This window comes from Synechococcus sp. R60.1 (assembly GCF_047461835.1).
Lineage (GTDB): Bacteria > Cyanobacteriota > Cyanobacteriia > Thermostichales > Thermostichaceae > Thermostichus.
The window spans coordinates 23,663-42,853 of record NZ_JANSIA010000003.1; the positions used below are offsets into that span (position 1 = coordinate 23,663).

The 19,191-nt window shown below is 59.9% G+C and carries 16 protein-coding genes; 4 read left to right on the forward strand and 12 right to left on the reverse strand.

Annotated elements, in window-relative coordinates:
- Nucleotides 1-65: 65 nt before the first annotated feature.
- Entirely contained in the window at nt 66-2,360 is a 2,295-nt protein-coding gene (locus NW834_RS01000; protein WP_414418836.1) for a glycosyltransferase family 2 protein, read from the forward strand.
- Nucleotides 2,361-2,415: 55 nt separating this feature from the next.
- Here NW834_RS01000 and NW834_RS01005 read toward each other — a convergent pair whose 3' ends face one another.
- Entirely contained in the window at nt 2,416-2,775 is a 360-nt protein-coding gene (locus tag NW834_RS01005; RefSeq protein ID WP_414388390.1) for a hypothetical protein, read from the reverse strand.
- A gap of 257 nt (nt 2,776-3,032) precedes the next feature.
- On the reverse strand, nt 3,033-4,760 hold the full coding sequence (locus NW834_RS01010; RefSeq protein WP_414418835.1) for an alkaline phosphatase D family protein: 1,728 nt from the start codon (nt 4,758-4,760) through the stop codon (nt 3,033-3,035).
- 284 nt (nt 4,761-5,044) lie between these two features.
- Between NW834_RS01010 and clpS the strand changes: the two genes are divergently transcribed.
- Both clpS and NW834_RS01020 read left to right on the forward strand, forming a co-directional pair.
- Nucleotides 5,045-5,326 (forward strand): ATP-dependent Clp protease adapter ClpS, encoded by a 282-nt coding sequence (clpS, locus tag NW834_RS01015; protein WP_011432326.1) that lies wholly within the window; start codon nt 5,045-5,047, stop codon nt 5,324-5,326.
- Nucleotides 5,327-5,340: 14 nt separating this feature from the next.
- Nucleotides 5,341-6,165, forward strand: coding sequence for a lysostaphin resistance A-like protein (locus NW834_RS01020; RefSeq protein WP_414418834.1), 825 nt, complete (start codon nt 5,341-5,343; stop codon nt 6,163-6,165).
- Between the two features lie 24 nt (nt 6,166-6,189).
- On the opposite strand, the gene NW834_RS01025 is transcribed toward NW834_RS01020, so the two are convergent.
- Both NW834_RS01025 and NW834_RS01030 read right to left on the reverse strand, forming a co-directional pair.
- A complete protein-coding gene (locus NW834_RS01025) occupies nt 6,190-7,644 on the reverse strand; it encodes a sodium:solute symporter family protein (RefSeq protein WP_414418833.1) in 1,455 nt (484 codons plus the stop codon).
- Complete coding sequence (locus tag NW834_RS01030; RefSeq protein ID WP_414356651.1) at nt 7,637-7,822, reverse strand: hypothetical protein; 186 nt, start codon at nt 7,820-7,822, stop codon at nt 7,637-7,639. Before NW834_RS01030 ends, NW834_RS01025 begins: the two co-directional genes overlap by 8 nt.
- A 138-nt stretch (nt 7,823-7,960) precedes the next feature.
- Between NW834_RS01030 and dprA the strand changes: the two genes are divergently transcribed.
- Nucleotides 7,961-9,118, forward strand: a complete 1,158-nt coding sequence (gene dprA / locus NW834_RS01035; protein ID WP_011432322.1) for a DNA-processing protein DprA — start codon at nt 7,961-7,963, stop codon at nt 9,116-9,118.
- Here dprA and NW834_RS01040 read toward each other — a convergent pair.
- From NW834_RS01040 to NW834_RS01075, 8 genes are all read right to left on the reverse strand, one after another.
- On the reverse strand, nt 9,057-9,815 hold the full coding sequence (locus NW834_RS01040; RefSeq protein WP_414418832.1) for an SOS response-associated peptidase: 759 nt from the start codon (nt 9,813-9,815) through the stop codon (nt 9,057-9,059). The genes dprA and NW834_RS01040 overlap by 62 nt on opposite strands.
- Nucleotides 9,816-9,862: 47 nt before the next feature.
- Nucleotides 9,863-13,312 (reverse strand): maltose alpha-D-glucosyltransferase, encoded by a 3,450-nt coding sequence (treS, locus tag NW834_RS01045; protein WP_414418831.1) that lies wholly within the window; start codon nt 13,310-13,312, stop codon nt 9,863-9,865.
- A 110-nt stretch (nt 13,313-13,422) separates the two neighbouring features.
- Nucleotides 13,423-14,739: a DNA double-strand break repair nuclease NurA gene (locus NW834_RS01050; RefSeq protein ID WP_414350687.1), complete on the reverse strand. Its 1,317-nt coding sequence runs from the start codon at nt 14,737-14,739 to the stop codon at nt 13,423-13,425.
- 10 nt (nt 14,740-14,749) lie between these two features.
- Nucleotides 14,750-15,655: a 6-carboxytetrahydropterin synthase gene (locus NW834_RS01055; RefSeq protein WP_011432318.1), complete on the reverse strand. Its 906-nt coding sequence runs from the start codon at nt 15,653-15,655 to the stop codon at nt 14,750-14,752.
- Nucleotides 15,656-15,832: 177 nt separating this feature from the next.
- A complete protein-coding gene (locus tag NW834_RS01060; protein WP_414382402.1) occupies nt 15,833-16,933 on the reverse strand; it encodes an NAD(P)/FAD-dependent oxidoreductase in 1,101 nt (366 codons plus the stop codon).
- A 34-nt stretch (nt 16,934-16,967) separates the two neighbouring features.
- Nucleotides 16,968-17,120 (reverse strand): photosystem II protein Y, encoded by a 153-nt coding sequence (locus tag NW834_RS01065; protein ID WP_414330801.1) that lies wholly within the window; start codon nt 17,118-17,120, stop codon nt 16,968-16,970.
- 347 nt (nt 17,121-17,467) lie between these two features.
- Nucleotides 17,468-18,391, reverse strand: a complete 924-nt coding sequence (locus tag NW834_RS01070; RefSeq protein WP_414330799.1) for an ABC transporter permease — start codon at nt 18,389-18,391, stop codon at nt 17,468-17,470.
- A 36-nt stretch (nt 18,392-18,427) separates the two neighbouring features.
- Nucleotides 18,428-19,111, reverse strand: a complete 684-nt coding sequence (locus NW834_RS01075; protein WP_414418830.1) for a hypothetical protein — start codon at nt 19,109-19,111, stop codon at nt 18,428-18,430.
- Nucleotides 19,112-19,191: the final 80 nt, after the last annotated feature.

Sequence of the window (19,191 nt, forward strand, 5' to 3'; positions counted from 1 at the left end):
CCGGTTAAACCAGACTTGAGCCAAGCAAGGACTCCGTCCCACTTGCGCGAATAGGGTTTCCAGCCATGCTCCAGTCCCTCAAATCCTCGCTTTTGCGCACGGGCTACCTTACCCGGCAGCAATTGGCTGAGGCTGAGGAGTATCGCGAAGCAGCTAGTTGCTCCTTGCCTAGGGCTCTTTGGAGCTTGCGAGTCATGCACCCGGGCAAGTTTGTCAACTTGTGTCGCCAGATTCTGGACCGGCCTAGGCTGAGAGACTGGCTGCTCAAGCACTCCCTAGATCCAGAGCTGCCTTGGCTGATTGAGCCTATTGATTTGGTGCCGGTGCGCTTTTTGCCCTGTGGTTGGCTTGACCCGCAAACTGTTGTGGTGGCCACAGAAGAGCCGGGCTTCCCCGCCATTTGGCAGTCTGTGAAACACCTGTGCCCGGAAGCAGAAAAACTCTGGGAGATCCCAGCCACTGAAAAGCAGATCCTGACGGTCATCCTTGAGCGCAAGCTGGCCGCCGAGCTGCTGGGCAGCCGTCTTACCTTAGAGCAGTGGCAGCAGGCTTTGGAGATCCGCCGCCGCACCGGCTCCAGCCTGGGGCAGGTGCTGACCCGGCTGAGCTACCTCTCCACCCCCGAGTATCTCAGCATCCTAGCCCATTTGCTGGGCTACCCCGCTGTCTCAGAACTAATGGGGACAGGGCTGCTCCACCGCGACGAGAGCCTGAGCCGGCAGTTTGATCCCGAGGTGATGATGCGCCACCTCTTCTACCCCTTGAGCTGGACGGATGAGCACACCCTTACAGTGATGGTCAATGACCCCCTGGACTGGGCGGTGGATGAGCTGCTCTACAGCTGGCGGCCAGGCTTGCGGATTGAAAAGGTGCTGGGCACCGAGCAGGATATCACGCAACTGCTCAGCCAAGACCAGGGATCCCGCTTCAGCCAAGAGGCGGTGTACAAGCTGATGGCCCGCCTGCCGGAGGAATCGGCCTCGCGGGTGTTTACTCCTTCTCAGATTGCAGTGGGCTACGGCCTGCTGCTGCTATTTCTATTGGGGTTGGCCACTGCTCCCTGGACGACTCTGACCATTTTGGTGCTGCTGATCAATCTTTTTTACGTCGCTTCGATCCTGTTCAAACTGCTGCTCAGCCTAGTGGGATCCGCCGATCGCTTCCACCAGATTACCGATGAGGAAGTAGCCGCTTTGGATGATCGCGACTTGCCTATCTATACCATCCTGGTGCCGGTCTACAAAGAACCGGAAGTGATGCCAATTTTGATCAAGTCTCTCTCCAAGCTGGATTACCCCCATGAGCGCTTAGATGTGCTCATCTTGCTAGAAGAAAACGACCGCGCCACCATTGAGGCGGCCCGGGCTGCCAAGCCCCCCCGCTACGTGCGCCTGCTGCTGGTACCGGATAGCAAGCCCAAGACCAAACCCAAAGCCTGCAACTACGGCCTGGCCTTTGCCCGTGGCGAATATCTCACCATCTACGACGCTGAAGATATTCCTGACCCAGATCAACTCAAAAAAGCGGTCATCGCCTTCCAGAAAGGGGATCCCAGCTTGGTCTGCGTCCAGGCTGCCCTCAACTACTTCAACCGCAACGAGAACTTCCTCACCCGCATGTTCACCTTGGAGTATTCCTATTGGTTTGATTATCTTCTGCCGGGTTTGGAAACTCTGAAAATGCCCATCCCCCTGGGAGGCACTAGCAACCACTTTCGCACCGACCGCCTGCGGGAGCTGCAGGGATGGGATCCGTTCAACGTCACTGAAGACGCCGACTTGGGCATCCGCGCCAGCCAGCACGGCTATACCGTGGGCGTGATCAACTCCACCACCTACGAAGAGGCCAACTGTGCCGTTAAAAACTGGATCCGGCAGCGCTCCCGCTGGATCAAAGGCTACATGCAAACTTGGCTGGTCCACAACCGCAACCCCCTGCGCTCCTTGCGCAAGCTGGGCCTCAAAAACTGGCTATCCTACCAATTTTTTATCGGGGGCAGCTTCTTTACCTTTCTCACCAGCCCCATCATGTGGCTGCTGTTTATTTACTGGCTGCTCACCCGCGCCCATTGGCTGCAAAACCTATTTCCCAGTTGGCTGGTTTATCTGGGCTTGTTTAACCTCCTGGTGGGCAACGCCATTGGGATTTACCTGAACCTGGTCGCGGTCTTCCGCCGCGGTTACTACGATCTGGCTTTCTATGCTCTGCTCAACCCCATCTACTGGCAACTGCACTCTATGGCAGCTTACATGGCTCTGTGGCAGCTTTTCACCAAGCCCTTCTACTGGGAAAAGACCATCCACGGCCTGAGCAAGTTTACCCACGCCAAAGTCCAGGAAGCTGCTCACAAAGCAGCCTAGGCTACGGACTGAGTTCCTAAGCAGTAGCAGCGAAGTGAGGACAGCCAGCACCCTTCTAGAAGCTGTAGTCCGAGTCTACGATCACAGCGCAACCACGGGGGTGGAGACAGCTAGCCATAATCACCTTGACGGAAAAGTTGCCCTCGTAGGGCGCCTGCACGATGGGGAAATCGTCCAACAGTTCGTCTGCAGCCACCACCCGACCGCTGGTATCGTAAAGCACTAGATCCACATCGAAGCAATCCCGATCGCACTGCGCCCAGATGTTTTCACCTCGGTAGAAGTAGCCTGTAACTACGGTCGATTGTCCATTAAAAAGCCACAAACTACGGCTCTGAGCCCAAGCGGCAGCGCCCCCAACAACCGTGGCTGCCCCTATTAAGCTTGCCATCAACCAGCCCCGCACCGAAGCCATAAGACTGCCCTCCCTACTGAAAAACGGAGAAAGAATAGATTTTCTACAGGGATCCACCTCAACGCCCACACTCTAGCACCCAGATCCGTTTCTCCCGAATGATTCAGATCACGTTAAGGATCTTAAGAATCTCATGCTGAAAATCGCGAAAAAGAGTTACAAAAAAAGGGATCCCGAGTAGAGCAGGGATCCCTTAATTCTGATTGACAATCCGGCGCAGCTGGCTCATCGGTTGAGCCGACTTCTTTATTGTGGTTTTATTGTGGCAAGCTCAGTTCCCCGCGTCGCCCCAAGGGATCCGTCAAAACACTGCCGGCGGGGCCTTTGATTTGAATGGTGCAGCGGCTGCCGGACACTTCAATAACGTTGTAGTTGGGCACCGCCAGCTCCAAAAAGCGCAGGTTGCCTGTGGTTACCCCTGGGATCCCGCTCACTTGCGGATTGGTCGGGTTCACCGGTGCCAAAAAGCCGTTCACAATCCGGTAATACAGGCGGCTGGCATTGGGGATCCCCAGTTGATTGCCCAGCTCGTCAATGCTCAGGGCCGTAACGCTCCGCCCGGTGGGGCCGGTCCACACCTCCCAGATAGGGTTGCTGCTGCCGGGGTTGACCTGGCCGATGAAGCCGGCGTGGTTGTTGCCCGTCAGGAACACCACGTTGCGGATGTTGTTGCTCTCAATAAAGTCAATGACTTCCTGCCGCTCCAGCCAGTAGCCTTCCCAAACATCGTTGGAGCGGAAGTAGGTCACCGTGATGGGAAACTCGCTGACGATGAACTTGTAGGTGGCGGTGGAGTTGCGCAGGCCGTTGAACAGCCACTGCTTCTGCGGATTGCCCAACAGCGTGCGCGGCGTGCGGCGCAGCAGGTTAAACAGGGCTTGCTCGGAGCCGGGTGGGCCGAAGAAAAGGGTTTCCTGTTCGGGCGTAAGACGAATGCCGGCCAGCTCCAAAAAGCGCTGCCGGGTCAGGCCGGGAGGCAAAATGGGCAAAATGGGGGTGACCGCCGCCAAATCCCGGTACTGGCGCAGATCCAGGATAAAGACTTCGGCATTGGCCCCGTAGCGGAAGCTGCGAAACAGCCGATCCCGGCTATCCACACCGGCCACATCTGTCAGGTTGGGGGTAATGGGGTTGTATTCAAAAAAGGCTTGGTAGCCGAGCACCTTGAGATCTTCCACATCCCGGGTTTGCCCGGTGGTGTCGTTGAGCTGAGTGGCCCGGCCACCGCGGGCCTTCTGGCCACTGTAGTTGTCAATCACCTCGTGATCGTCCCAGTTGACAACAAAGGAAGTCCGGCCAAACAGTTGCGCGAACTCCCGCCCGGCATAGTTGGGATCCCGCTGATCCCGGTAGAGGCTGCGATAGAACTCCAGATTGCCGATGGGATCCAGCCCCAGCCAGAAGCGATCGGCGTAGACAGTGTCGCCGTTAAAGGAGATGAAATCGATATCGCCGCGGCTGACTTCTGCCAGCATGGCTGCCCCAATAGGAAAGGGAGGCTCGTTGGCGCAGCTAATGTGCAGAAAACGAACAGGCCGCCCATCCCCAGGAGCCGGCAGGGTGCGGAACTGTCCCACGGGACTGGTGAAGCCTTCGCTGACAAAACGGTAGAAATGGCGCTGCGCTGGCCTCAAGCCGGTGACGACGGCACGAGCAATGTAGTCGCCTGGCTCAGTGCGGTAGTTGCGGCCCGCCACACGGCGAGCAGTAAGCGAAACTTGTTGCGAAATGGGGTTGAACTCGGAATTCTCAGCCACCTGCAACGTCACCGCAACCGTATCTGTCGCGCTGGCCGGGATCACCCGCGTGGAAAGCACCGCCCCTTCCGAGGTGGGATCCCCGGCAAATACCCCTTGGGGAAATCCAGGCTCTCCCAGGGGGGGAATGGAGGAACTGGAGGTGCCCCCACAGGCAGCCAGGGCGGCTGCCCCACCTCCAAACATAAGCAGTTGCAGGAAAAAGCGACGGGAACGCAGGGAACTCATAAGACCCACCTCAGGGACGCAGGCAAATGTAAAGGGATCCGCAACAAAGGCCAATCGCCTTTTTAGTCAAGCACTTTTGCCCCCAAGCTGAGGTTGTGGGCAGGTGAAGGCTGGGTTAGGGTTGGTTTAACGGCTCTGACCCCTGCGCCCAGGTTCCCCACGGCCTTTTCACAGAGCTTGCTGAGAAGGCTAAAATTTCATTACAGTTTTTCCTGCTTTTGCCCCATTTTTGCGGTTTTGCGTTCCTTAGACTTCTTGTTGACCCTGCCGAAGGAGGGATCGTCGTGGCTACGGAGACTCTGGTCAAGCCTTCTGTAACCCCAAAGCACATGCCCATGTACCGGGTGTTGCTGCACAACGACGATGTCAACACCATGGAGTACGTGGTTCAGGTGCTGGTGAAGGTGATCCCGGCGATGATGCCGCCGCAAGCCACTGAGATCATGCTGGAAGCCCACCACAACGGCGTTGCTGTGGTGATCGTGGTGCCGCGGGAGCACGCGGAGTTTTACTGCGAACAGTTGCGGCAGCATGGCCTGACCAGTTCCATTGAGCCGGAACGCTAGGCGGGGCGGGTTGGATGGGCCTGCCGATCTCCAAGCTGAGGGCTTGTCCATTTCTGCTGCGTCTGCTGCTTTTCTTGGCGATCCCCCTCCTAGCCTGGCTGCCGTGGGTCGGGCTGGGGGGGTGGTTTTTTCCGGAAGCGCGAGCCTACCTGTGGCTGCCCCTGTATGCCTTGCTGCTGGTCTGGCTGGGGCTGTGGGGATCCGGGTTTGCCGCCTATGGACTGGATGGCAGTTGGCCTTGCCGAGGCGGGATCCTGTGGGGCCTGGGGATCGGGGTCGGGGGGCTTTTCTTGCTTTTGGGCCTGGAGGGATCCCTGGGTTGGCTGAGTTGGAGGGCGGTAGGAGGGGGATCCCTGCTGGTCTATGGGTTGCTGGGGTTGCTTTTGGGCTTGGGGGTGGCGCTGGCGGAGGAGCTGTTTTTTCGCGGCTGGCTGCTGCAGGAGATGCTGCTGGACTACGGTTGCAGCACTGCGGTGTGGGGATCCAGCTTCCTCTTTGCTGTGGCCCATTTCCTGAAGCCTTTGCCTGAGATTCTCGCCACCTGGCCGCAATTTCCCGGACTGTGGCTGATGGGGCTGCTGCTGGTGCAGGCGAGGGTCTGGAACCAAAACAAGCTGGGCCTTAGCCTAGGGCTGCACGCGGGTTGGGTATGGGGCATGGCCTGGGTCAACAACTTGGCCTGGATAGACTACACCGGCAGGGCGCCAGCGTGGCTAACGGGGATTGGTGGCAACCCCTTGGCGGGCCTGATGGGCTTGCTTTTTCTAGGAGGGACTTTCGCATTTCTCAACGGCCTGGCTCAAGCTGGCTGGCTACCGGCAGACCTGGAAAAGCGTTGATTGAGCTGATCGATAAAGAATAACCTACTCTCCCCAAGACCCTTCCTCGTAGTAGGCGGTCACCTGCTCCTTGGGCGGCTGGGTAAGCAAGCTTACGCCAATTAACACCCCACTGCCGATCACCACTGCCGGGATTACGGGTAACCAGCCCCCTGTCCAAGCCCGCGGCAACAGACCCGACAGCCAACCTAAAGTCAGGCCACTGGAGACGAGGGCCCCGGCTACAGCCCCAGCGCGGGTAGCCCGCTTCCAGTACAGACCGGCAATTAAGACAGGGAACAGCATGGCATTTCCCTGAAAGCTCCAGGTGGCGATCTCCACAATCAGCCCCGGCGGGTTAAGGGCAATGGCAAAAGAGGCCAAACCGATCCCCAGCACCACCCAGCGTCCCAATTGTTCTTCTTGGTGGGGGGAAAGCTGGCGTCTAAAGAGGGTCACTACCAGATCCCGCGTTACCAACGAGCTGGCCGTAAGGAGCTGTGAGTCTGCCGTGGACATGAGGGCGGCCAGAGCTGCTGTAATCACCACCGCTGCCACACCGCCGGGCAGAGTTTGCAACATCAGGGGCATGATCTGGTCCGCTTTCTCCAGGCCGGGAAAAGCCAGGCGGCCCCAAACCCCAAGAAGAGCTGCCGGGAAAAAGACCAGCAGAATCAGCAGCGGCCAGACTACCATCAGGGTCTTGAAGGGATGAGCACTCCTGGCCATGTAAAAGCGCTGGAAAAATTGTGGGAAAAGGGGAGTGGCCATGAAAAACAGCAGTTGATTGCCGAGTAACCCTTGCCAGCTCCAGCGTCCTTGGGGGCCGGGCAAGCTCAGCCAGGGATCCAGTTCGCTACCCGCTTCTCTCCCTAGGGAGAAAGCCACTGCAACAAAGGCCACCCCCATCCCCAAAATCAAGATGATCCCCTGCACCACATCCGTCCAGACCACCGCCTGGGATCCGCCAAAGAGCACATACCCCAGGATCACCAAGGCCACCACCACTGCCAAGGGCCAGTAGGGGATCCCCTCCCCCAACACCGCCGCCAGGGTGCGGGCTCCGCCAATGATCTGGATGCTGATGTAGGGGGCTGTAAACACCAAAGCGCTCAGGCAATACAACAACGCCAACAGGGGGCTTTGAAAACGATGGCCGAAGAACTCCGAAGGGGTGATGAAGCCAAAGTGTTGGGCTGCTAGCCATACCCGGTAGCCCACCCACAAAAACAGCCCCGAAATGAAGGCGGTGGTCACTCCCACCCCCAGGAAGATCCCTAGGCCGTGGGTATAGGCATCCGCTGGCACCCCAATGAAGGTAAAGGCACTGAGCAGCGTCGCCAGCGTCGTCAAGGTTAGAGCCAGGGATCCCAGACCCCGCCCCGCCAAAAAGTAGCTAACCGGATCCCGACCGCTGTGGCGATAGCTCCAGAAGCCGATGGCTGCCAGCAGCAGCAAGTACACCCCCACCACACCCAAACTTAAAATGCTGTCAGTCATCTCCAGGCCAGCAAACGCGCACAATGTAAAGATTCAAGGGCACCAGCAGCAGCACGGCCAGCCCTGCCCCCCAGTACCAAGCAGGGATCCCCAATACCTGCGGCTGGGCAGAGCGGGATCCCACCCAGGTCAACAGCCACAGCAGGGGATAGGCCCCCCACACCCAAGCTTGGCGCATCCGCCCAAACCGCAGCTGCCTTGATCCTTGAAGGTTACCGGCGGGATCCAACCCTGACATCTACCCATCTCCTGCTTTTTTGCCAAGCGTTCCTTTTGCCAATCATTTAAGATACAGCCACTACTGCGCAGAGCTAAATTGTCTTTTCCCCTTTCCCCTTCAGATCCTGTTGGCAAGAGGGAGCCTTCCCGTGGGCCAGGCCATGAAGAACGGGAGCGGCCCTACTGGCTAGCTTGGGCCCGCATCAAAGGGATTGGCCCCCACCGCCTGAAACGGCTGGCGGAGTTTTTTGGATCCCTGGAGCGGGCTTGGCAAGCGGATGCCCCGGCCCTGCGGCAGGTGGAAGGCATTGGCCCCACCCTGGCCCAGGCTATTGTCTCTGCCCGTCCTGGCCTTGATCCCGAGCAGATCCTGGAGGAAACCCTCAAAGCGGGGATCCCCTTTCTCACGCCTGCAGATCCGGACTATCCGCCGCTGCTGTGGGAGGTGCCAGATCCCCCGCCCATTCTCTATGCCCTAGGAGAATGTCCCAATTGGCAACAGCCGGCTATTGCCATCGTCGGCACCCGCGCCCCTACGGCCTACGGTCGACAGTGGACCCAGAAAGTCAGCGCTGCCCTGGCGGAAGCTGGCTGTGTGGTGGTCTCGGGGCTGGCAACGGGGATCGACGGCATTGCCCACCAGGCCTGTCTGGATGCCGGCGGCAAGACGGTGGCCGTGGTGGGAACGGGGGTGGACAAAGTTTACCCAGCTCACCATCAAGCTCTCTACCGGCGCATCCTGGCCCAAGGGGCCATCCTCAGCGAATATCCCCCCGGCACGCCACCGGCCAAGGAGCATTTTCCCCAGCGCAACCGCATCATTGCCGGCCTCTGCCGCGCCACTTTGGTGATGGAGGCTCCGGAAACCTCGGGAGCGCTAATTACTGCTCACCTGGCCAACCACTACGGTCGGGAAGTGTATGCCCTGCCGGGGAACATCGACACGGCAGCAGCCCGCGGTTGCCTGCAGCTCATCCGCGACGGCGCCGGCATGATCCTGGGGATCGAGGAGCTGTTGAAAGACTTGGGCCTCCTCCAGGGATCCCCTGTGCTAAAGCAGCCCTCGTCCACTGGCCCCAGCGATCCCCAACAGCAACTGCTCTGGCAGCTGCTAGGGGAGGGCATCCTCAGCCTCGATGCCCTGGCCCAGGCTAGCCAGATGGATATTGCCACCCTTTCCAGTACCCTGCTGCTTATGGAATTGGAAGGCTGGCTGGTACAACTGCCGGGGATGCGCTACCAGCGGGCTCGCTGAGGCTGGATCCCTGCACTGCTTCTCCGATAGGAGCACGGCAAGCGGGATCCTCGTGGCGGGGGTTGTTCACATAGGTGCTGACCGGATAAGCCGCCATGGCTTCTGCTGGGTAGGGGCGGAGCAAGGGCAAAAGCAGCTTGGGATCCTGCACCTGGGGATCCAGCCAGAGGTCGTAGTCGTTTTCCGTCAAAATCACGGGCATCCGCTCGTGAAAAAGCTGCATCAGACGGTTGGCGGCAGTGTTGAGGATGGCACAGGTTTCCACCTCCACCCCCTCTGGACTGCGCCAGCGTTCCCAAATGCCGGCAAAGGCAAATACCGGTCGATCCAGCAGGTGAAACCAGTAGGGTTGTCTGCCCTTCTTGGCCGTACCTGAGTCGGCCCACTCGTAGAAACCATCGGCCGGGATCAAGCAGCGACGACGGCGGAAAGCTTCGCGGAAAGAAGGCTTCTCGGCCACCGTTTCAGAACGAGCATTGATCAACCCGGCCTTGGCGGCTTGGCTCCAAGCGGGGATCAAGCCCCAGCGAAAATGGGTTGCCTTGCGCTGAAGGGATCCCGCCACCACCGCCAGCACCGGCTGAGAAGGAGCGATGTTATACCGGGGGACAGCTGCCCTTTCTTGGGCTGCCGCCGGCAAGCCGAAATGCTGCATCAGCACTTCTGGGGCCACTGCCAGGCTAAACCGTCCACACATGTTTGTCCCCCAGTCGCTCACCCCAAATGGCCTGCCGACAGGATCCCCTAAACCTTGGTGGAAATGCCCAGCAGTTGCAAGATCCCGCGCAGGGGAATCTCCACCCACTCGGGGCGGTGGTTCAACTCATAGCCCAGCTCGTAAATGGCTTTTTCCAGCAGATAGGCGTCCAACAACACCTCTATCTCTTGCAGGCTGCGGGGCAAAAAAGCCGCTTGGGAAGCCACCTGCAGATATTCGGCCAAAAAGCCCGCGCAGACCCAGCGGTGCCAAAACTGGGCCCACCGCATCATATCGGGGCAGTGGTCGGCGCAGACCAAGCCGCTCTCCAGTTGCTGGCGCAAAGCTGTGTGGACAGCATAGTGGAAGGATCGCAGCATCCCCGCCACATCCCGTAAGGGGCAACGCTTGAGACGCCGTTCGCCCAAAGAGCGGGCCGGCTCCCCTTCAAAGTCGATGATGACAAAGTCTTTGCCGGTAAACAGCACCTGGCCCAGGTGATAATCCCCGTGGCAGCGGGTACGCAGGGCGGTGATCTTCCGCTCCAGGATCAGGCGGAAGCGGCTCATGATTTCCCCTTCTTGGTCGCAAACAGCCCGAGCCAAGTTGGCCTCTGCTTCCGGCAGCTTGGGGAGCTGCTTATAAGGACTCCGTCCCGCTGACGCGAACAGCAGCGGAAACACCTGCCCCACCAAGTTGCGCATGGACTGGTAAACGGAGCGCTGGTACAGGCTGGAGAAAGGCTCTGGGGCAAAGTCTTTGTTCTCCGTATCGGCAGCCAGGGCGATGTGCAGCTCGGCGGTGCGCTTGGCCAAGATCCGCACCGATTCTAGGTAGCTGCCGATGATGGCGTAGGCCAGCTCTGGCAAGGGCTGTTGGGAAAGCTCCAAGAAGGATCCCTGCGGCACGGGCACGGGATCCACCTCTTGGTAGTGAACCAGCACCGCCTCAAAAAATTGCCCCAGGCTGTCCAGGGTGTAGTGCCAGGCATCTCCCTCGTTGGGGATGTACTCCTGCAAAATGGCCAGGGTAATGGGCTGATCGGCGGGATCAAACCCACGGGCCCCGCGACGACGGCGATACTCCAGGGATCCCAGCAGCCGTGGCACGCGCACCTGGGGATGGTGCTCCAGCAGGTAGCGGCCTATCTCCAGCTCTGGGTTTACCCCCTCGGCCACCCGGTGGTAGAGCTTGAGGAGGTAGTGGTTGCCATAGACAACGGAGGTGTAGCTCTGCTCCGCCTTGAGGAGGCGGGGTTCCAGGTCATGCTCAAGGGCAGCAAAGCTAGTGGCCCAGAGCTCTCCCTGACGGTGACGCAGGCGGCCCTGCTGGGCAATTAGCTGCAGCAGCCGCAGCAAGAAGCTTTTGTCAGCCAGAGCGTTGAAAATTACTCCCGCCGGCCCTCCGGCCACTTGCACAGGGAGGATGACCGCCTGGGGCATCTCTAGGCGCAGGTGTACGGCTGCTTCTTGGGTGGCATAGCCCACAGGGAGAGAGTAGAGCTGCGTATCGCCCTCGATAAACTCGGCCTGGAGAAGCAAGATCTGGCTGCCCAGCAAGGACTCCTCTTCTCGGCGGCAGGGGATAGCCTGCAGGATATGGATCGCCTGGAGCTGGCGGTTTTGGGAGCCAAACCAACGACAGCGGTAGAGGTAGTCCGCCAAGACTGCCTCCAGCTGCTTTTGGCTTTCCCCTTGCAAGAGACTGTCCCAACTACCACTTTGAACAACCAGAGGACTACCACTTTGAACAACCAGAGGGACCAGGCGTTCCTGCTCCTCCGCTTTGCTGGGGCTGAGGTGGATGGTCTCCGTTTTGGGCTCAAGGGAAAACCAGTAAAAGGAATGGGGGCCTAGCGTTAGGAAATAGGGCAGTCGCCCAATAGGGGGAAACTCGGTGTGGCCAAAGATCTCCACCGGGATCAATCCTTCCCACGGCGATAGATCCAGCCCCACCCACTGGGCGTAGCGGGAGAGATTGGCCACCACCAAGATGCGCTCGCCGCGGTAGGCTCGCACAAAGGCAAGCACCTTGCGATTTTCCGGGTGGAGCAGCTCAAAGGAGCCGCGGCCAAAAGCTTGGAATCGCTTGCGCACGGCGATGAGCCGCTTCATGGTCCACCACAGGGAATGGGGGTTGTTTCGCTGCGCCTCCACATTGACAGCTTCGTAGTGGTACTCGGCGTCGATGACGATGGGCAGGTAGAGCTTCTGAGGGTTGGCCCGCGAAAAGCCGGCGTTGCGGTCGGCGCTCCACTGCATGGGGGTGCGCACGCTATTGCGATCCCCCAGGTAGATGTTGTCCCCCATGCCGATCTCGTCCCCGTAGTAGATGACCGGCGTGCCGGGCAGAGAAAACAGCAGGCTGTTCATCAGCTCGATGCGGCGGCGGCTGTTGCCCAGCAGGGGGGCCAAGCGGCGGCGGATCCCCAGGTTCACCCGCGCGTTGGGATCCTTGGCGTACACCTGGTACATGTAGTCCCGCTCCTCGTCAGTGACCATCTCCAGGGTGAGCTCGTCGTGGTTGCGCAGGAAGAGGGCCCACTGGCAGGTTTCAGGAATGGGAGGGGTTTGTTGCAGGATGTCAATGATGGGGAAGCGATCCTCCATCTGGATGGCCATAAACAGCCGTGGCATGAGGGGAAAGTGGAACTCCATGTGGCACTCGTCCCCATCGCCGAAGTAGGCCACAGCATCTTCTGGCCACTGGTTGGCCTCCGCCAGCAGCATGCGGCCAGGATACCTTTGGTCAATGTGTCGGCGCAGAGCCTTGAGAAAGGCATGGGTCTCCGGTAGGCTCTCGCAGGTGGTGCCCTCCCGCTCGTAGAGATAAGGCACCGCGTCCAGCCGCATGCCATCTACCCCCAAGCTCAGCCAAAAGTCCACCACCTCGAACATGGCTTTTTGTACGGCGGGGTTGTCGTAGTTGAGATCTGGCTGGTGGGAGTAAAAGCGGTGCCAGTAGTAGGCCTTGGCCGCTGAATCCCAGGTCCAGTTGGAGGCTTCAAAGTCTTGAAAGATAATGCGGGCCTCTTTGTACTTTTCGGGGGTATCGCTCCAAACGTAAAAGTCCCGCTCGGGGGTGCCGGGGGCAGCTCGTCTGGCCCGCTGAAACCAGGGGTGCTGATCCGAAGTGTGGTTGAGGATGAGCTCAATGATGACGCGGATCCCCCGCTTATGGGCAGCCTCCAGAAAGATCTTGAAGTCTTCTAGGGTGCCCAAGTCAGGGTGAACACTGGTAAAGTCAGAAACGTCGTAGCCGTCATCTTTTAAAGGCGAGGGGAAAAACGGCAGCAGCCAGACGGCTGTAATCCCCAGTTCTTGCAAGTAGTCCAGCTTTTCGGTCAGGCCCTGGAAGTCGCCCACGCCATCGCCGTCGCTGTCGAAAAAGGCCCGTGCCGGCAGCTCGTAGATGATTGCATCTTTGTACCAAAGGGGGTCGTGGGTGAGGGGGGAGATGAGGCTGCGCAGAGGGGCTCGGATCATCATGTCGGTCATGTCGGCAACAGAGACAGGATTGGGACACCTTGGCAACCCTAGCCGTTGAATGGGGATCCCCTCAATAGGCTACAGCCTTCTCTTGGGTGCCAGGGATCCCCGGCGTCGGTTCAGGCAATGCCACTCCGCTTCTGGGCTTCCTTGCGGGAGACGGCCACGTGGCGCAGGCCGGCCCGGAGCAGCTCCTGCTCGATCAAGGCAAAAAACCGCTGCCGATCCCCGCTTCTCACCACCGCCAAATGATGGGCTTCCGCCAAGGCGATGGGGTAGCCAAAGCCCTTGTGCACTTGGCTCAGCACCCCTGCCAGAGCCCGCTGCAGCAACTCCGCATCCTGGACCACCCAAGCGGGAAACTCCAGGCGAGCAATTTCGGCTTGGCCCAGGGATCCCTCGCCAACATTGAGGTAACAACAGTGGACGTGGTGTTCCCCGAAGGCGTCCAACACGCTGGCGCCGCTGCGCCAAAGGGGGCTGCGCTCTCCCGGCTGCAGCAGGGATCCCCAAAAGACGCGGTCTGCCAGGGGGGCGAAGGGATGGCAGGGAGGAGACTTCTCGCCGGGACAGTAGCGGTAGCAGTCACAGCCCAGGTACGGGCACAGCCCCAAGCGCAGGTAGTTGAGGGTTTCGCTGCTGCGGGAGGCGCTGATGTAACCCACGAGAGGAATGCGGGCCGCCCGCAACTGCTCCAAGGTCGCCAGAATGGGATCCAACCAGGGGCGCCGGGCCGACTGGGGCAGAGGCTCCAGTCCCCAAGGGATTAGGGATCCATCCAGGAGCGCCAGCGTGGTGCGGCGACGGGGCACCGACAGGGCCAAACGAGCCAGCTCCTCCAGTTCCGCTTGGGAGCGTCGTAAGGCCAATATCTCTTCCAGCCCCAACGAGGACTCCGTGCCGCTGGTAGGATTGCGTTCACCTGGAGCGCGCTGCGGGCGAGAGTCTCGCCGGTTAAGGGGGGCCCTCGGCAACCCTTCTGCCCGCGGTTCCGAGAGAGGGGAGTCTGAGCGGTTTTGCTGGGCAAGGGGCCCATCTCCATACAGCAGCAGGGGCTGGCTGTCCAGGAGCGGCCACTCCTGGGTGCCGTAGTGGAGAACCACGCGCCCAACATTGATCAGCGAGCAGTAGGCAATCTCGTGATGGCTGGGCAAAATCTGGGATCCATCCGTGGCCACCACCGTGTGTCGCCCCTGCAGAGGCTCGACCTTGGGCAGGGATCCCCAGGCTTCCGGCGGCTCGGCGGGGCTGGCGCAAACAAACGACAGATGGGATCCCCACTCGGCCCAGCGGGACTGCCAAACCTGCGGCTCCTGCTGCCAGCGCTCGAAAACTTGCCAGGCTTGGCGGAGGCGTTCTTGGCTGGCTTTCGACTCCTGTTGCAGGTGCCGCGTGAAGGCAGGAATTTGCCCGCTCAGCTTAACCAGATCCAACATGATGGCCGCATCAGCCCTGCATGGCAATACGGCTGCCAGAAGCGGAAGAAGCCACATCTTGTCCTTCTGAGGAGTTGAGCAGCTCTTCCAGCGGAAACTCCCCGTAGACCTCGCTGCTGTTGTTGGGACTCTCCTGCAGGCGAACCCGATGCAACTGCACCCCCAGCTCCCGCAGGGGCAGAGTCAGCAGCCGCTGGATGTAGAGGGCGATGTTTTCGGCAGTAGGCACCACCTGGGCAAAGTAGGGAATGTCTTTGTTCAAAAAGGTGTGATCCAGCGGCTTCACCACCTGCTCCTCGATCAGCCGCTGCAGGGCCGCCAAGTCCACGATCATCCCCGTGCGCGGGTCGATGGATCCCTTGACGGTGATCTCCAGGCCGTAGTTGTGGCCGTGGCCGTGGGGACGGGCACAGAGGCCGTAGATGGCGCTGTTTTCTTCAAAACTCAGGTGATCCAGAGCCAAGCGGTGGGCGGCGCTGAAATGGGTGGCAACAGTCAAGTAGGCTTGCATGGCTTCTCCTCGGTATTCGGCCCAAAGCTCAGGATCTTCGTACAGACGGACGCTGGTTAGGGGCAAGGCATCGGCCAGGCGTTGCCAAATCACGTAAGCGATAAACTCGGTAGTGGGCAAGGTTTGGGCAAACTCCGGCCAAGCTTGATTTAGATAAGCAAAGTTGAGATCTTGAATCACCCGCTGCCGGATCACCTGCTTCACCTCCGAGAGGTTGAGCACCATCCCATAGTCATCCACCTCACCACTCATGCCCACCTCCAGCACATAGTTGTGGCCATGGCCGGGAAAACGGGCATTTGGGCCAAAGCGGGCTAAGTTCTCGGCTTCTGAGAGTTCGGGCAACCAGTACCGATGGCTGGCGGCAAATTGCGCACGGCGGTAGATTGTACAGATTCTGGACATGAGTGGAGAGGAGAGCATCTGCCGGGGGATCCACCCTTTAGCTTGACACACTCCCCGGCCCAGAGGGTGGAAATTCTCAGCGGCCCTCAGCCTACCCTCCCAGTGGTCTTGCCGTCATCTCTGTCCTGCGCCAGGTCAGGCACTTGCCCTGCCGACCGGGTCGGCCTGTGCATACCCTCATTTCCCAGAAAGCATTTCGAGCAAGGTTTTGGCGGCATTGTGTCCTGAGAGCCAAGCCCCCTCTACGCGCCCTCCGGCGCACCAATCGCCGGCACAAACCAAAGGCAATCCCTCAGCAGCGGAAACCGGCACACGGGTGCTTAAGCTGGCCAATCCCGTGGTTTCCAAAGGCAAAGCGTAGCGCCAACGGTGCACCTGCATCCATTGTGGCGAAGCCAACCAGGGATCCAGCCGTTGGGCTGCGTGGGCCAGCAATTCTCGACCGGCCTTTTCCAGCTCAGAGGGGCCGGCCTCCAAGTACAGAGATGACCACTCCGCCCCCCCATGCAAGACCACCACAGGCGGGAGCGGCTGCAGGCGCTTGCTGCTGTCCAGTCCCAGCCAGGCCAACATCGGATCCTCCAAGCACTTGATCCCCTTCCAAGGCGGCGTATGCTCAGAGTAGCCCGCCAAAACCGCAAGGCAGGGTTGATACTGGGCGGATTCCAGCAGAGGCAACAGGTTTTCAGCCGAAGGGATCCCTTCCCGGAGCAGGGGCAGCAACTGGGGGGCCGGGATTGTCGCCACCAGGGCAGCAGCCTCGTAGCATTGGCCGTTCTCCGCCCTCAATTGCCAGCTTGTTGCCAAAGGTTTGAGGCTGACCACACGAGTTTGGGTGTGTACCGACAGCGGGGCAGCCAGGTGTTTGGCCAGCATTGTCATGCCCTGGGGGCAAGCGTAGCGTGGTTTCTCGTCGTTGGGATCCTCTGGGCGCAGCCCTTCTCGATCCAGCACATGCAGCGAGCGCGTCCATTCCGCCAGCAGCCCCAGGCCCAGCAGCTCCTTCACCCAGCGATAAAAGCCATCCGAATCGGCAGTCAGGTATTGAGCCCCATGATCCACTGGCACCGTTTGCCCAGCGTGCTCAACTCGACGGGTGGCCATGCGCCCGCCCAAGCCCGCCGATTTTTCCAGCACCAGAACCCGCAGCCCCGCCCGCAGCAGTTGCCTTGCACACACCAAACCGGCCACTCCCGCCCCGATGACAATCACATCGGCGGATGTTGAGCGGGCTCCCTCGGAAGGGGTTACCGCTGCCTGGGTTGCTTCGCCTAGCATACTGAGCCTGCCGGCTGTGACCGGATCCGCACGTTCAGCTCCCGCCTCTGCCGAAGGGGTTGTTGCCCCTCTCTCCGAAGAGCTTGGCTTCTCCCTTGATGGCAGCCTTGATGATGTTGTAGGCAGCCCAGGCAACCACCAAAACAATGGGCGACAGAACGATCAGCGGACGGAGATCAATGTCCATGGTTTTCATCCCCCCCTAACATAGATTGATTTACCGACTGCTTGGAACAAGAGCCTCCAGGGTTGGCCACCGCCAGAATCCCGATGGGGTGAAACCGTTTTCGACTCTGGATCCCGCACAAGCTGAGGTGCAACTCTGGAAAGATGGCTAAGTCCAGAATAAACCCAAATGGGGATCCCTACCGGCTAGACTTTGCCCCATCTGGGCTGCCAAGGCGGGAGCCAACAGGCCCACACTGAGAATCGCGTCCAGAACTAGCGCACCCAGCAGGGATGTGCAATCGACCCCGATCACCTGACTAACTGCTGCCCAAGCCCGCAACTTGGATCTTAATTCTGGGCTCTTTCTCAGTTGCTGTAGATTTTGCCCAAGGCAGCCGGCGGACGAGTGCGGCGGGCGCGGCCCTGCATTCCCGATAGAACCCCCATCGTCAACACAAAGGGCAACGCCTGGATCAACACGGGCGGCATCACATCTCCCCCTTGCAGTTGAATGGCCAGGGCGTCGGTGGCCCCAAACAACAGCGTCGCGCCCAGGATCCCGAAGGGGTGCCACTTGCCAAAGATCATCGCTGCCAAGGCGATAAGGCCCTTTCCTGCTGACATGTTGCGGACAAACTGGTTCAAAAAGCCAATGGAAAGGTAGGCCCCCGCCAGGCCCCCCAACAGGCCGGAGAGCAGCACCGCCGCGTAGCGCATACCCAGGACATCCACCCCCATGGTGGCAGCAGCCTGAGGATGCTCTCCCACCGCTCGCAGCCGCAAGCCCCAGGGTGTTTTGAACAGCAACCACCAGGAGATTGGCACCAACAGAAAGGCCAGATACACCAAGGGGCTAAACCCATGCCACAGCGGCAGCCGATTGACAATTTCTTGAGAGTTGGTGGTGTTGCCGTAGAACGATTGCAGCACCAGCGAAGGCACGCTCATGGCCAACAGGTTGATGGCAGTGCCGCTGACAATTTGATCGGCTCTGTAGCGGATGCACATCAGCGCATGCACAAAGGCAATGGCCACCCCCCCTAAGGCGCCGGCCAACAAACCCACCCAAGGGATCCAACCCACCTGAGCTGCTGGAGTCTGGGCCAGAAGGGAAGCTTCCAGGCGTTGGGTGGTTACCGCCGCCGCCAAAGCCCCAAACAAGATGATCCCCTCCAGGGCAATATTGACCACGCCGCTGCGTTCGGAGTACATGCCCCCCAAGGCCGTGAGCAACAGAGGGGTAGTGGAGCGCAGGGTAGCCGGGATCAAAGCCCAAAACAGAGTTGCCATATTGCTCCGCAGCGCCAGCGCAAACGAGATCTCCGCTCAGAGGTACTCAAGTTGAGCGTTCATCGCAGTCCATTTCCACCTGGGCTGCCTGCAAGGGATCCGTGAAATAGCCGGGCAACAGGCCGCCTGCAGCAATGAAAAGGTGTAGGTGATCAAGTCCAGTTTGGTGCTCAGCTTTACAAAAAAAGGCGAATCGGGCGAGGAGCCCAGGCCGGGCCGCAGCAACCCCACCACCACCGCCCCTGCTGCCACCGCCGCCCCCAAGGCACTCAGGGGTACGATGATCTGCCGCTGCCGCACCAAAAAAGCTTTTCCTCCCGGCAACTGCAGCCGCCCCAGCAGCAACAGCAGCAGGGCATAGGCAAAGCTGGCATAGCCAGCCAAAGAAGGGCTGAACCGCCGCAACGGCAACCGAGCCGGCGGGATCCCCTCCGCCAGGGCCGCCCCATTCACCGCCCCCACTGCCCCATAAAACCAGAGCAAGCCCAGCCCAAATAGAACCAGACCGACCACTCCCAAGCTGTACAGCCAGCGGGCCCGCACTTGCCGCTCCTTGATCCCCAGAGCCAGACATGACAACAGCGCCAACAGCACCCAGGCCCAGCTCAACCCTGGGATCCAACCCACCGCCAAAGTCTCCGGGATTCCCAACTGCTGCGGGTCGATGAGGCCAAAGGTTCCCGCCAGCACTCCTGTGCCGCCGAACTCCCGCCTCAGCATCCACTCAGCATCCACTAAGGGCAGAGCAAAAACAGCAAAACGGCAATCAGATTGGTCAGCAACAGCAGCATGGGCAGAGA

Bases quoted from the DNA above. Each gene is read 5' to 3' on its own strand.
- NW834_RS01025 (WP_414418833.1), bottom strand. From the start codon at position 7,644: ATGACTGACAGCATTTTAAGTTTGGGTGTGGTGGGGGTGTACTTGCTG.
- NW834_RS01010 (WP_414418835.1), bottom strand. From the start codon at position 4,760: ATGAGTTCCCTGCGTTCCCGTCGCTTTTTCCTGCAACTGCTTATGTTT.
- NW834_RS01005 (WP_414388390.1), bottom strand. From the start codon at position 2,775: ATGGCTTCGGTGCGGGGCTGGTTGATGGCAAGCTTAATAGGGGCAGCC.
- NW834_RS01060 (WP_414382402.1), bottom strand. From the start codon at position 16,933: ATGCTAGGCGAAGCAACCCAGGCAGCGGTAACCCCTTCCGAGGGAGCC.
- NW834_RS01050 (WP_414350687.1), bottom strand. From the start codon at position 14,739: ATGTTGGATCTGGTTAAGCTGAGCGGGCAAATTCCTGCCTTCACGCGG.
- treS (WP_414418831.1), bottom strand. From the start codon at position 13,312: ATGACCGACATGATGATCCGAGCCCCTCTGCGCAGCCTCATCTCCCCC.
- NW834_RS01065 (WP_414330801.1), bottom strand. From the start codon at position 17,120: ATGGACATTGATCTCCGTCCGCTGATCGTTCTGTCGCCCATTGTTTTG.
- NW834_RS01020 (WP_414418834.1), top strand. From the start codon at position 5,341: ATGGGCCTGCCGATCTCCAAGCTGAGGGCTTGTCCATTTCTGCTGCGT.
- NW834_RS01075 (WP_414418830.1), bottom strand. From the start codon at position 19,111: ATGCTGAGGCGGGAGTTCGGCGGCACAGGAGTGCTGGCGGGAACCTTT.
- NW834_RS01030 (WP_414356651.1), bottom strand. From the start codon at position 7,822: ATGCGCCAAGCTTGGGTGTGGGGGGCCTATCCCCTGCTGTGGCTGTTG.
- NW834_RS01000 (WP_414418836.1), top strand. From the start codon at position 66: ATGCTCCAGTCCCTCAAATCCTCGCTTTTGCGCACGGGCTACCTTACC.
- NW834_RS01070 (WP_414330799.1), bottom strand. From the start codon at position 18,391: ATGGCAACTCTGTTTTGGGCTTTGATCCCGGCTACCCTGCGCTCCACT.
- NW834_RS01055 (WP_011432318.1), bottom strand. From the start codon at position 15,655: ATGTCCAGAATCTGTACAATCTACCGCCGTGCGCAATTTGCCGCCAGC.
- NW834_RS01040 (WP_414418832.1), bottom strand. From the start codon at position 9,815: ATGTGTGGACGGTTTAGCCTGGCAGTGGCCCCAGAAGTGCTGATGCAG.